Genomic DNA, 12,297 nt, shown 5'->3' with positions numbered 1-12,297 from the left:
ACCATTGACGGCGACGTTTCATAACGTCGCCGTTATTGCATCCGCCTGGCCCTTAGGAAAATGAGCACGTTCGCAGTCGATGCTTCCTACAGCAAAAAACCGCGACACCTGACTCCGTTGCCTACAGGGTCAATCCGATTTGGCGCATTTACTCTGAAGTCCGCGGCTCATAACGTCGTAGGACAGCAGAGGCTCCAACTCGGGAAAGGCACTTGCTGTGTGTGGGATCAGCGTTGTCCCCCAGGCCTTGCGCTTGGGTGATTGTTCGCTGATGACAACTACAAACAAGGATCGGGATCGTCATGCGCCATACCACCGTTCTATCCGCCATTTTTGGCACCAGCCTGCTGGCCATGGCCACCATGGGTCACGCCGCCGACAAGAAGAGCCTGGTGTTCTGCTCCGAAGGCAGCCCGGCAGGTTTTGACACAGCGCAATACACCACCGCCACCGACAACGACGCAGCCGAGCCGCTGTACAACCGACTTGTCGAGTTTGAAAAAGGCGCAACCAACGTAGTGCCTGGCTTGGCCACCAAGTGGGATATTTCCGAAGACGGCCTGACCTACACCTTCCACCTGCGTGAAGGGGTGAAATTCCACAGCAACAAGGAGTTCAAGCCGACACGCGACTTCAACGCCGACGACGTGCTGTTCACCTTCAACCGCATGCTGGACCCTGATCACCCGTTCCGTAAGGCCTACCCCACCGAGTTTCCGTACTTCAACGGGATGAGCCTGAACAAGAACATCGCCAAGGTCGAGAAAACCGACGAACACACCGTGGTGATGACCCTGAACACGGTCGACGCCGCGTTCGTGCAAAACATCGCCATGAGCTTCGCCGCGATCCTGTCGGCCGAATACGCCGAGCAGTTGCTCAAGAGCGGCAAGCCCAGCGACATCAACCAGAAACCGATCGGCACCGGCCCGTTCGTGTTCCAGCGCTACCAGAAAGACTCGCAGATCCGTTACGTTGGCAACAAACAGTACTGGGATCCGAGCCGCGTTCAGCTCGATCAACTGATCTTCGCCATCAACACCGACGCCTCGGTGCGGGTGCAGAAGCTCAAGGCCGGCGAATGCCAGGTGACCCTGCATCCGCGTCCGGCTGACGTCGATGCGCTCAAGGCCGACCCGAATCTGCAACTGCTGACCAAGCCTGGCTTCAACCTCGGCTACATCGCCTACAACGTGCGCCACAAGCCCTTCGATCAGCTCGAAGTGCGCCAGGCGCTGGACATGGCGGTGAACAAGCAGAGCATCCTGAACGCCGTGTACCAGGGCGCGGGGCAACTGGCGGTCAACGCCATGCCGCCGACCCAATGGTCCTACGACGACACCATCAAGGACGCCGCCTACAACCCGGAAAAAGCCAAGGAACTGCTCAAGGCTGCCGGCGTCAAGGAAGGCACCGAGATCACCCTGTGGGCGATGCCGGTGCAACGGCCGTACAACCCCAACGCCAAGCTGATGGCTGAAATGCTGCAGAGCGATTGGGCCAAGATCGGCCTGAAAGTGAAGATCGTCAGCTACGAATGGGGCGAGTACATCAAGCGCACCAAGAACGGTGAGCACGATATCAGCCTGATCGGCTGGACCGGCGACAACGGTGACCCGGACAACTGGCTGGGCACTCTCTACAGCTGCGACGCCATCGGCGGGAACAACTACTCCATGTGGTGTGACCCGGCGTATGACAAGCTGATCAAGCAAGCCAAGGTCGTCACCGACCGCGAACAACGGACTGTTCTCTACAAACAGGCGCAGCAGTTGCTCAAGCAGCAAGTGCCGATCACGCCTGTCGCCCACTCGACGGTCAACCAGCCGTTAAGCACCAAAGTCGAAGGTTTCAAAGTGAGCCCCTTCGGCCGCAACGTGTTCTCGGGCGTCAGTATTACCCCATAAGAAAATAACCGGATTGCAGGAGAGCGAAGTCAGCTCTCCGGCAAACGTGCAGCCATTTATTGGGAAATTTCCTACGGCAAACGTTTGCAAGTGCCTGAACGAGTTACACACCAATAGTCGGTTCACCTAAAAAGACCGGCATAAAAAAGAGAACCAAAGGAGCTTCACCCATGAAACTGAGCAGCAAAGCGCTTCTGGCCCTGGCCATCAGCAGCATCACGGCTACCGCCTATGCTGAGCCCGTCAGCCAGGACTTCGTTCCGACCACACTGGCCGGCGCCAGCGCCCAAAGCGAGGCCAAAGGTTTTATCGACGGTCAAAGCCTGGGCGGTACCACGCGTAACTGGTACTCCAACGAAATGAAGTTTCGTGGTCAGAAGTTTGGCTATTACAAAAATGCCGCCGATAAAGCCGCAGATGTAAAAACCAACGTTTCTCGCCGCTATAACTGGGCCCAAGGCACCATCCTCAACTACACCTCGGGTTTCACCCAAGGCACTGTTGGCGTGAGCACCGAAGTGGCGGCCTACAACTACATCGCGCTGATCGATGATCAAAAAGACATCGCTGGCGGTTCCAACCGCACACTGGCCCACACTTACGGTGACGCCGTAGGCCAATGGAGCAAATTGGGCCTGGCTAACGTCAAATTCCGTGTTTCGAACACGACCCTGACCGCCGGTCGCCAGAACTTCAGCAGCGGCATCATGGACACCATCGGCAACCGTGCGCTGCCTTCGAGCTTTGAAGGTGTGAGCTTCAACAGCGAAGAGTTCAGCAACCTGTCGTTCCAGGGTGGCGTGTTTGACCGCGTTTCGCCGCGTACTGAACAAAGCCTGTCGAAATTCCGCAGCGAGTACAGCAGCAGCGGCGTTGAGACCGACAAGGTCTACACCCTGGGCTTCAACTATCAGCCACTGAAAAGCCTGAAAACCAGCGTCTTCGCCGCCAACGTCAAAGACTTCTGGAACCAGTACTACTTCGGCGCTACCCATGAACTGGGCGATAGCCAAGTACTGAGCCTGACTACCGGCTTGAACTACTACAAGACCGTCGACGAAGGCAAAAAGTTGATGGGCGACATCGACAACGATACTTACTCGCTGTCGCTCGGCCTGACTCACCAGGCTCACAGCCTGACCTTCTCGTACCAGGAAGTGAACGGTAACGAGTACTTCGACTACCTGCACGAAACGAACGGCATCTACTTGGCGAACTCCCTGACTTCTGACTTCAACGGTCCGAACGAGAAATCCTTCCAGGTTGCCTACGGCATCAACATGGCCGAATACGGCGTTCCAGGTCTGAAGTTCAACATCTACTCGGCTCGCGGCTGGGGCATCGACGGTACTCACTACCGTGGTGACAACGGTGTGAAAGACTTCGCCTACAACGGCATTCAGTCCCAGAACGGCGAACACCACCAGGAATACGGCATTGGTTCTTCCTATGCGATCCAGAGCGGTCCTCTGAAAGCCACTACCGTTCGCGCCACCTACGTGACGCACCGCGCCAGCGAGAACCAGTCTGACGGCAACCTGCGCGAATTCCGCCTGGTCACCACCATTCCATTCAACATTCTTTAACTAGCGCCAGGTAGACGGCGGGCTCAGGACGAGCCCGCCGTCTACGCTTGTCTGGTCCATCGATTGCAGAGGGCTCTGAATGAAAATGCTACCGCTACAAGCCGCCATGGCTGCCGCGCTGTTGAGCGTGGCTGTCGGCATTTCAGCCAAACCGCTGGTGGTCTGCACCGAAGCCAGCCCGGAGGGTTTTGACCCGGTCCTGTACACCACCGCCGTCACCGCCGATGCCGCCGCTGAAACCATGTTCAACCGTTTGGTGGACTTCAAGCCCGGCACCACCGAAGTAGTGCCTGCACTGGCCAAAGACCTGCCAGAGATCAGCGCCGATGGCCTGACCTACACGTTCCACCTGCGTGAAGACATCAAGTTCCACACCACCGACTACTTCAAACCCACGCGCAACCTGAATGCCGACGACGTGCTGTGGAGCTTCCAGCGCCAGCTGGACCCGAAACACCCGTGGCACAACAAGTCCGTCGTGGGCTACCCCTACTTTGAAAGCATGGGTTTCAAGGAACTGCTCAAGAGCGTAGAGAAGACTGACGATCACACCGTCGTCTTTACCCTGACCCGTCCTGAAGCACCGTTTCTGGCCGACCTGGGCATGGCGTTCTCGTCGATCCATTCCGCCGAATACGCCGACCAGTTGCTCAAATCCGGCAAGACCGATGACCTGAACGCCAAGCCGATCGGCACCGGGCCGTTCATCTTCACGCGCTACGCGAAGGACGCCCAGGTACGCTTCAAGGCCAACCCGGAGTATTTCCGTGGCAAGCCGGCGGCCGATCCGCTGATCCTGGCGGTCACCACAGACAACAATGTGCGCCTGCAGAAGCTCAAGGCCAACGAATGCCAGATCGCGCTGTTCCCCAAGCCCGATGACATTCCAAGCATCCGCAAGGACCCGAACCTCAAGGTCGACGAACTGGCGGCGATGACCACCAGCTACACCGCCATGAACACCACCCATAAGTACATGAGCGATGCACGGGTCCGCCACGCGATCAACATCGCATTCGACAAGGCCGGCTATACCGAAGCGCTGTTCGGCAAAGGCAATGCCGTGGTGGGCACCGGCCCTTATCCACCGACGTTGCTGGGGTTCAACACCAACCTGAAAAACCCGCCCCGTGACCTCGACAAGGCCCGCGCCCTGCTCAAGGAAGCCGGCGTACCGGAAGGCACCGAATTCACCCTGTTCACCCGTAACGGCGGCGGCCCGACCAACCCCAACCCGATGCTCGGCGCCCAGCGCATGCAGGCGGATCTGGCGCAGGTTGGCCTGAAGGTCAATATCAAAGTCATGGAATGGGGCGAGATGCTCAAGCGCGCTAAAAACGGCGAGCACGACATGGTCTCGGCTGGCTGGGTCGGCGATAACGGCGACCCGGACAACTTCCTTACGCCCAACCTGAGTTGCGACGCTGCGAAAAACGGCGAAAACTACGCCCGCTGGTGTAACAAAGAGTTTCAGGCCCTGATCGACAAAGCCCGCGCAATTGATGAACCCGCGGCTCGGGCTGCGCTCTATGAACAAGCACAGGACGTTTTCGAAAAAGACCAACCATGGCTCCCCATGGCTTACCCGAAACTGTTCACCGCCATGCGCAAGAACGTAGAAGGCTTTACCCAAAGCCCTCTGGGTACAAATAACTTCGCCACCACCCAGGTGAAGTAAATAAGAGAAACGCTCGGCACCGCCCACTGGGACGGTGCCGAACCTGCCTAACCGGCTGATTGAGGTACACAACAAGATGTTTAGTTTTATTGCCCGCCGACTGGGGTTATTGATCCCCACGTTTTTCGGCATCACGTTGCTCACGTTTGCGTTGATTCGCATGATCCCTGGCGACCCCGTCGAAGTCATGATGGGCGAGCGGCGCGTCGACCCCGAGATGCACGCACAGGCAATGGAGCGCCTTGGCCTTAACAAGCCGTTGTATGCGCAATACCTGGACTATGTCGGCAAGCTCGCCCAGGGCGACCTTGGCGAATCGCTGCGTACCCGTACCAGCGTGTGGACCGAATTCACCGCCCTTTTCCCGGCGACCCTGGAACTGTCCATGGCCGCCCTGTTGTTCGCCGGTATCCTGGGCCTGTTGGCCGGGGTGATCGCGGCACTCAAGCGAGGATCCCTGTTCGACCACGGGGTGATGGGCATCTCCCTCGCGGGCTATTCGATGCCGATCTTCTGGTGGGGCCTGATCCTGATCATGTTCTTCTCGGTGAGCCTGGGCTGGACCCCGGTTTCCGGGCGCATCGACCTGCTCTACGACATCGAGCCGCGCACCGGCTTCATGCTGATCGATACCCTGCTGGCTGACGAGCCGGATGCATTCTGGGATGCGCTGCACCACTTGATCCTGCCGGCCATCGTGCTCGGCACCATCCCGCTGGCAGTGATCGCACGGATGACCCGTTCATCCATGCTCGAAGTGCTGCGTGAAGACTACATCCGTACTGCCAAGGCCAAAGGCCTGTCGCCGGCGCGCGTGGTATTCGTACACGGCCTGCGTAACGCGCTGATCCCGGTGCTCACGGTGGTCGGCCTGCAAGTCGGCACCCTGCTGGCCGGTGCGGTCCTGACCGAAACCATCTTCTCGTGGCCCGGCATCGGCAAATGGCTGATCGAAGCCATCGGCGCGCGGGACTACCCGGTGGTGCAAAACGGCATCCTGTTGATCGCCTGCCTGGTGATCCTGGTGAACTTCGTGGTGGATATCCTCTACGGCTTCGCCAACCCACGTATCCGTCACCAGCGCTGAGATCATGACCATGACCACACCTACTCAAGTGTCAGCAGTCGATCAAAGCCTGCTGTACCCGTCCCCGTACAAAGAATTCTGGCAAGCCTTCTCCAAGAACAAAGGCGCGGTTGCCGGCCTGCTGTTCATGTTGCTGATCGTGTTCTGCGCGATCTTCGCGCCGTGGGTGGCCCCGCATAACCCGAGCGAGCAATACCGCGACTTCCTGCTCACCCCGCCGGCCTGGCTGGAAGGCGGGCAGATGCAGTTCCTGCTCGGCACCGACGAGTTGGGCCGTGACCTGCTCTCGCGCCTGATCCAGGGCTCGCGCCTGTCGCTGCTGATCGGTTTGTCGTCGGTGGTGATGTCGCTGATCCCGGGCATCCTGTTGGGTCTGTTCGCCGGGTTCTTCCCGCGCCTGCTTGGCCCAACCATCATGCGCCTGATGGACATCATGCTGGCCCTGCCCTCGTTGCTGCTGGCCGTTGCCATTGTCGCAATCCTCGGCCCTGGCCTGATCAACACCGTGATCGCCATCGCTATCGTGTCGTTGCCGTCCTATGTGCGTCTGACCCGCGCGGCGGTGATGGGCGAACTCAACCGTGACTACGTGACTGCCGCCCGCCTCGCCGGCGCCGGCCTGCCACGCCTGATGTTCATCACCGTGCTGCCCAACTGCATGGCGCCGCTGATCGTGCAGGCCACCTTGAGTTTCTCTTCGGCGATTCTCGATGCCGCCGCGTTGGGCTTCCTCGGTCTGGGCGTTCAACCGCCAACCCCTGAGTGGGGCACCATGCTGGCTTCGGCCCGTGACTACATCGAACGCGCCTGGTGGGTGGTGAGCTTGCCTGGTTTGACCATTTTGCTCAGCGTGCTGGCAATCAACTTGATGGGTGACGGCCTGCGCGATGCGCTGGACCCGAAACTCAAGAACGCCGCCTGAGGAGATTCCCATGTCACTGTTAGAAATCAAGAATCTCAACGTCCGCTTCGGCGACAAGACCGCCGTGCCGGTGGTCGATGGCCTCGACATTTCGGTCGACAAGGGCGAAGTCCTGGCGATCGTTGGCGAGTCCGGCTCGGGTAAATCCGTGACCATGATGGCGCTGATGGGCCTGATCGAGCACCCCGGCATCGTCACCGCCGACGCCCTGAACTTCGACGGCAAGGACATGCTCAAGCTGAGCAACCGCCAGCGCCGCAAGATTGTCGGCAAAGACCTGGCGATGGTATTCCAGGACCCGATGACCGCACTGAACCCCAGCTACACCGTGGGTTTCCAGATCGAAGAAGTGCTGCGCCTGCACCTGAAAATGTCCGGCAAGCAAGCGCGCAAGCGCGCCATCGAACTGCTCGAAAAAGTAGAAATCCCAGGTGCGGCCAGCCGTATGGATGCCTACCCGCACCAACTGTCCGGTGGCATGAGCCAGCGCGTGGCAATCGCCATGGCCATTGCCGGCGAGCCGAAACTGCTGATCGCGGATGAGCCGACCACTGCACTGGACGTGACCATCCAGGCGCAAATCATGGAGCTGCTGCTGGCCCTGCAAAAAGAACAGAACATGGGCCTGGTGCTGATCACCCACGACCTTGCCGTCGTGGCGGAAACCGCCCAGCGCGTGTGCGTGATGTACGCAGGCCAAGCGGTGGAAGTCGGCCAGGTGCCGCAACTGTTCGATATTCCGGCGCACCCTTACAGCGAAGCATTGCTCAAGGCGATCCCGGAACACAGCCTCGGCGCCACGCGCCTGGCCACGCTGCCGGGTATAGTGCCCGGCCGCTATGACCGCCCACAGGGCTGCCTGCTGTCGCCGCGTTGCCCGTATGTGCAGGAATCCTGCCGCGCCCAGCGTCCCGGCCTTGACCCGAAAAGCAACAGCCTTGCGCGCTGCTTCTACCCCTTGAACCAGGAGGTGGCGTAATGGCCGTCGTTCTTACCGCCCGCGACCTCACCCGTCACTACGAAGTGTCCCGTGGCCTGTTCAAGGGCCACGCCCTGGTGCGCGCGCTCAATGGTGTGTCGTTCGAACTGGAAGCCGGCAAGACCCTCGCCGTTGTGGGCGAGTCGGGTTGCGGAAAATCCACCCTGGCCCGAGCGCTGACACTGATTGAAGAGCCGTCGTCCGGCTCGCTGAAAATCGCCGGCCAGGAAGTCGCCGGCGCCGACAAGGCCCAGCGCAAGCAACTGCGCAAAGACGTGCAGATGGTGTTCCAGAGCCCGTACGCCTCGTTGAACCCACGCCAGAAAGTCGGCGATCAACTTGGCGAGCCGCTGTTGATCAACACCAACCTGTCCGCCGCCGAACGCCGCGAGAAAGTGCAGGCGATGATGAAGCAAGTGGGCCTGCGCCCTGAGCATTATCAGCGCTACCCGCACATGTTCTCCGGTGGTCAGCGCCAGCGCATCGCCCTGGCCCGCGCCATGATGCTGCAACCCAAAGTGCTGGTGGCGGACGAACCGACCTCGGCGCTGGACGTGTCGATCCAGGCGCAGGTGCTGAACCTGTTCATGGATCTGCAGCAGGAATTCAACACGGCCTACGTGTTCATTTCCCACAACCTGGCGGTGGTGCAGCACGTTGCCGATGACGTGATGGTGATGTACCTCGGCCGCCCGGTGGAAGTGGGCCCGAAGGAAGACATCTATGCGCGCCCGCTGCACCCGTACACCCAGGCGCTGCTGTCGGCCACCCCGACCATTCATCCGGATCCGAACAAACCGAAGATCAAAATCGTCGGCGAGTTGCCCAATCCACTGAACCCGCCGTCGGGTTGCGCATTCCACAAGCGCTGCCCGTATGCGACGGCACGCTGCAGCACTGAGGAGCCGCAGTTGCGCGCCTTGGATAACCGGCAGGTGGCGTGCCACTACGCGGAGCAGTTCGTCGCTTGAGTAAACCCCCCCGCAGATCCGCGGGGGCGCCAACGCAGCCTCGCTTGCGCTCGGCAGCTGCTACCGGGGCATTACATTGGAGTGATAACGCGTTCTACAGCCCTTCCCGCCAGGTTGCGCATCAGCCTGGCAGGAGGGGTTTTCTTTTTGGCGACTCAGGTGTCACCGTCGTCGTAGGTGTCGCTGGCTTCGCCCTCGTTGAGGGGGTTTTCCGGATCTTGCTCGTCCGTGGGCTGCGGTTGCGGCTGCCAACTGCCGGAGTTGACCTCGTTCTGTTTTTTCTTGGTGACCGGGCCGGTGTCCTTCCATTGGGGGGAGCCTGAGCCCGCCATTACCGGAAGAGCCGTCAGTCCCAAGGCTACGAGCAACACCAGGGGGATGGCGCGTTGAGCGTTTCGCACGGTGGTCTCCTTCTATAGTCGGTGCGTAAACGCTAGACCCGATGCAGGGTTCTCGCCAATTCCCCAGCCTTATGCAAAAAAAAGTGTGGGAGGGGGCAAGCCCCTCCCACACTTTTTCTGCGACGCTCAGGAATTAATGGTGTTCGCGGGTCGCACGGAATTTCACATCCGGCCAACGCTCTTCCATCAGCGCCAGGTTCACCCGTGTCGGCGCCAGGTAGGTCAGGTGACCGCCGCCGTCGACTGCCAGGTTTTCCACAGCCTTGTTGGAGAACTCTTCCAACTTCTTCTTATCGCTGCAATCGATCCAACGCGCGGAGTACACGGTGATCGGCTCATACGAGCATTCGACCTTGTATTCCTCTTTCAGGCGGCTGGCCACCACATCGAACTGCAGCACACCGACGGCGCCGAGGATGATGTCGTTGCTGCGCTCGGGGAAGAACACCTGGGTGGCGCCCTCTTCCGCCAACTGCTGCAAGCCCTGGCGCAGTTGCTTGGATTTGAGCGGGTCGCGCAGGCGTACGCGGCGGAACAGTTCCGGGGCGAAGTGCGGGATGCCGGTGAAGCCCAGCGCTTCGCCTTCGGTGAAGGTGTCGCCGATCTGGATGGTGCCGTGGTTGTGCAGGCCGATGATGTCGCCGGCGTAGGCTTCTTCGAGCTGTTCACGCTCGGAGGAAAAGAACGTCAGGGCGTCGCCGATGCGCACGTCCTTGCCGGTGCGCACGTGGCGCATCTTCATGCCTTTTTCGTATTTGCCGGAGCAGATACGCATGAAGGCGATACGGTCGCGGTGCTTGGGGTCCATGTTCGCCTGGATCTTGAACACGAAGCCGGTAAATTTCTCTTCGACCGGCTCAACCGTACGCTCGTTTGCCACACGGGCCAGGGGCTTTGGCGCCCAGTTCACGACAGCATCAAGTACGTGGTCGACACCGAAGTTGCCCAGCGCGGTCCCGAAGAACACCGGGGTCAGTTGGCCGTCGAGGAATTCCTGCTGGTTGAACTCATGGCAGGCGCCCTGCACCAGTTCAAGCTGATCGACAAAACGGTCGTACTCGTCACCCAAGTGGGCGCGGGCTTCGTCCGAGTCGAGCTTCTCGATGATTTTCACATCGGTGCGTTCGTGACCGTGGCCGGCGGTGTAGACAATGATGTAGTCCTCGGCCAGGTGGTACACGCCCTTGAAATCGCGATAGCAACCAATCGGCCAGGTGATCGGCGCGGCCTTGATCTTCAGGACCGCTTCGATTTCATCCAGCAACTCGATGGGGTCGCGGATGTCGCGGTCGAGTTTGTTGATGAAGCTCACGATCGGCGTGTCACGCAGGCGGCACACGTCCATCAGCGCGATGGTCCGTGGCTCGACGCCTTTACCGCCGTCGAGGACCATCAAGGCCGAGTCCACCGCCGTCAGGGTGCGATAGGTGTCTTCGGAGAAGTCTTCGTGGCCCGGGGTGTCGAGCAGGTTGACCATATGGTCGCGATACGGGAACTGCATGACCGACGTGGTAATGGAAATACCCCGTTGCTTCTCCATCTCCATCCAGTCGGAGGTGGCATGGCGGTCGGATTTGCGGGATTTCACCGTGCCGGCCACCGCGATTGCCTTGCCCATCAGCAGGAGCTTCTCGGTGATGGTGGTTTTACCGGCATCGGGGTGGGAAATAATGGCGAAAGTGCGGCGTTTCGCGACTTCGGCGGCCTGGTGGGTCATGGGAAATCGCCTGGCAGGTGAGTCAAAAAAGGGCGGCGAGTATAGCGCAAACCCCGGGGGCCGGACCACCGTTCACCCGATTGGGGGTGGCTAAATGCTGCCAAGTATGGAACCTTTTAAAAGGTAGAGACGTCCACTCCCCTGCTACCGCACTCGGAACAGGGGCTGATAAATCAGCAAGTTAGCCTGACGAGGCTGCGCTCATGGCTCGATTTGATACCGCGTTGCCGGTATTGGCGAGCTGCTTTTCGCGACCACATTTGCCGACAGCCAGGAATGGCATTGCCGCTCGGAAATGTGTTCGCCGACAAAAGAAAAAAGGAGTCCGCCTGTGGCTATTCGCTATGGCAAAGGGCTGATAGGAGGCGTGGTTGTCGTCGCGCTCCTGGCCCTGCTGGTCCACTGGATCGGCATCAACACGATCGAACTGTACCGCGACGATTTGTTGTTTTACCTGCAAGCACACCTGATCCTCGTTCTAGTCTCCATGCTGGCGGCCCTCGTTGTGGGCATCCCTGCCGGTATCCTGCTCAGCCGACCAAACATGGTCGGGCGTGCAGAACGCTTCATGCAGATCTTCAACATCGGCAACACCGTCCCGCCCCTGGCCGTACTGGCCATCGCCCTCGGCGTCCTCGGCATCGGCAGCGGCCCGGCCATCTTCGCGCTGTTCCTCGCCTCCCTCCTGCCCATCGTGCGCAACACCTACGAGGGCCTCAAAAACGTTCAAGGCTCACTCAAGGAAGCCGCCACCGGCATCGGCATGACGCCGCGCCAGGTGCTGTTTCGTGTGGAATTGCCGAACGCCGTGCCAATCATCATCGGCGGTGTGCGCGTGGCCCTGGCGATCAACGTGGGTACTGCACCGCTGGCGTTCCTGATCGGCGCCAACAGCCTGGGCAGCCTGATCTTCCCCGGCATCGCCCTGAACAATCAGCCGCAATTGCTGCTCGGCGCCGCGTGCACCGCGTTGCTGGCATTGCTGCTCGACGGTCTGGTGACCATGGCCAGCCGCCTCTGGCTGGAACGCGGGTTGCGTCCGTCTTAAG

10 protein-coding genes are annotated in these 12,297 nt (G+C 60.0%); 8 read left to right on the top strand and 2 right to left on the bottom strand.

The window, feature by feature from the left end; all coding sequences use genetic code 11:
* The first annotated feature begins 302 nt into the window (after positions 1 to 302).
* The 7 genes from AOA60_RS27830 to AOA60_RS27800 all read left to right on the top strand — a co-directional run bounded on the left by AOA60_RS27830 (position 303) and on the right by AOA60_RS27800 (position 9,130).
* On the top strand, positions 303 to 1,907 hold the full coding sequence (locus tag AOA60_RS27830) for an ABC transporter substrate-binding protein (protein WP_099587076.1): 1,605 nt from the start codon (positions 303 to 305) through the stop codon (positions 1,905 to 1,907).
* A 170-nt stretch (positions 1,908 to 2,077) separates the two neighbouring features.
* Complete coding sequence (locus tag AOA60_RS27825) at positions 2,078 to 3,493, top strand: OprD family outer membrane porin (RefSeq protein WP_099587075.1); 1,416 nt, start codon at positions 2,078 to 2,080, stop codon at positions 3,491 to 3,493.
* 79 nt (positions 3,494 to 3,572) lie between these two features.
* Positions 3,573 to 5,171, top strand: coding sequence for an ABC transporter substrate-binding protein (locus AOA60_RS27820; protein WP_099587074.1), 1,599 nt, complete (start codon positions 3,573 to 3,575; stop codon positions 5,169 to 5,171).
* 76 nt (positions 5,172 to 5,247) lie between these two features.
* Entirely contained in the window at positions 5,248 to 6,258 is a 1,011-nt protein-coding gene (locus tag AOA60_RS27815) for an ABC transporter permease subunit (RefSeq protein WP_003171721.1), read from the top strand.
* Between the two features lie 10 nt (positions 6,259 to 6,268).
* Positions 6,269 to 7,180 carry an ABC transporter permease subunit gene (locus AOA60_RS27810; RefSeq protein WP_003188486.1) on the top strand — a complete coding sequence of 304 codons (912 nt, stop codon included), beginning with the start codon at positions 6,269 to 6,271 and terminating at the stop codon, positions 7,178 to 7,180.
* A 10-nt stretch (positions 7,181 to 7,190) separates the two neighbouring features.
* Complete coding sequence (locus AOA60_RS27805; RefSeq protein WP_099587073.1) at positions 7,191 to 8,159, top strand: ABC transporter ATP-binding protein; 969 nt, start codon at positions 7,191 to 7,193, stop codon at positions 8,157 to 8,159.
* On the top strand, positions 8,159 to 9,130 hold the full coding sequence (locus AOA60_RS27800; protein WP_017530136.1) for a peptide ABC transporter ATP-binding protein: 972 nt from the start codon (positions 8,159 to 8,161) through the stop codon (positions 9,128 to 9,130). The genes AOA60_RS27805 and AOA60_RS27800 overlap by 1 nt, the downstream gene beginning before the upstream one ends.
* Before the next feature lie 155 nt (positions 9,131 to 9,285).
* On the opposite strand, the gene AOA60_RS27795 is transcribed toward AOA60_RS27800, so the two are convergent.
* The gene (locus AOA60_RS27795) at positions 9,286 to 9,531 is read right to left on the bottom strand and encodes a hypothetical protein (protein WP_099587072.1); all 246 of its coding nucleotides are present in this window, start codon (positions 9,529 to 9,531) and stop codon (positions 9,286 to 9,288) included.
* A 133-nt stretch (positions 9,532 to 9,664) separates the two neighbouring features.
* Positions 9,665 to 11,248: a peptide chain release factor 3 gene (locus tag AOA60_RS27790; protein WP_099587071.1), complete on the bottom strand. Its 1,584-nt coding sequence runs from the start codon at positions 11,246 to 11,248 to the stop codon at positions 9,665 to 9,667.
* A 331-nt stretch (positions 11,249 to 11,579) separates the two neighbouring features.
* On the opposite strand from AOA60_RS27790, the gene AOA60_RS27785 reads away from it, so the two are divergent.
* The gene (locus tag AOA60_RS27785; protein WP_027604862.1) at positions 11,580 to 12,296 is read left to right on the top strand and encodes an ABC transporter permease; all 717 of its coding nucleotides are present in this window, start codon (positions 11,580 to 11,582) and stop codon (positions 12,294 to 12,296) included.
* The last annotated feature ends 1 nt before the right edge of the window (position 12,297 follow it).

It is taken from the genome of Pseudomonas sp. 2822-17, from assembly GCF_002742485.1.
In the GTDB taxonomy this organism is placed as follows: Bacteria; Pseudomonadota; Gammaproteobacteria; order Pseudomonadales; family Pseudomonadaceae; genus Aquipseudomonas; species Aquipseudomonas cyclaminis.
This window is presented reverse-complemented; position numbering and strand designations above follow the sequence as displayed.

Bases quoted from the DNA above. Each gene is read 5' to 3' on its own strand.
- AOA60_RS27815 (WP_003171721.1), top strand. From the start codon at position 5,248: ATGTTTAGTTTTATTGCCCGCCGACTGGGGTTATTGATCCCCACGTTT.
- AOA60_RS27805 (WP_099587073.1), top strand. From the start codon at position 7,191: ATGTCACTGTTAGAAATCAAGAATCTCAACGTCCGCTTCGGCGACAAG.
- AOA60_RS27810 (WP_003188486.1), top strand. From the start codon at position 6,269: ATGACCACACCTACTCAAGTGTCAGCAGTCGATCAAAGCCTGCTGTAC.
- AOA60_RS27830 (WP_099587076.1), top strand. From the start codon at position 303: ATGCGCCATACCACCGTTCTATCCGCCATTTTTGGCACCAGCCTGCTG.
- AOA60_RS27790 (WP_099587071.1), bottom strand. From the start codon at position 11,248: ATGACCCACCAGGCCGCCGAAGTCGCGAAACGCCGCACTTTCGCCATT.
- AOA60_RS27800 (WP_017530136.1), top strand. From the start codon at position 8,159: ATGGCCGTCGTTCTTACCGCCCGCGACCTCACCCGTCACTACGAAGTG.
- AOA60_RS27820 (WP_099587074.1), top strand. From the start codon at position 3,573: ATGAAAATGCTACCGCTACAAGCCGCCATGGCTGCCGCGCTGTTGAGC.
- AOA60_RS27825 (WP_099587075.1), top strand. From the start codon at position 2,078: ATGAAACTGAGCAGCAAAGCGCTTCTGGCCCTGGCCATCAGCAGCATC.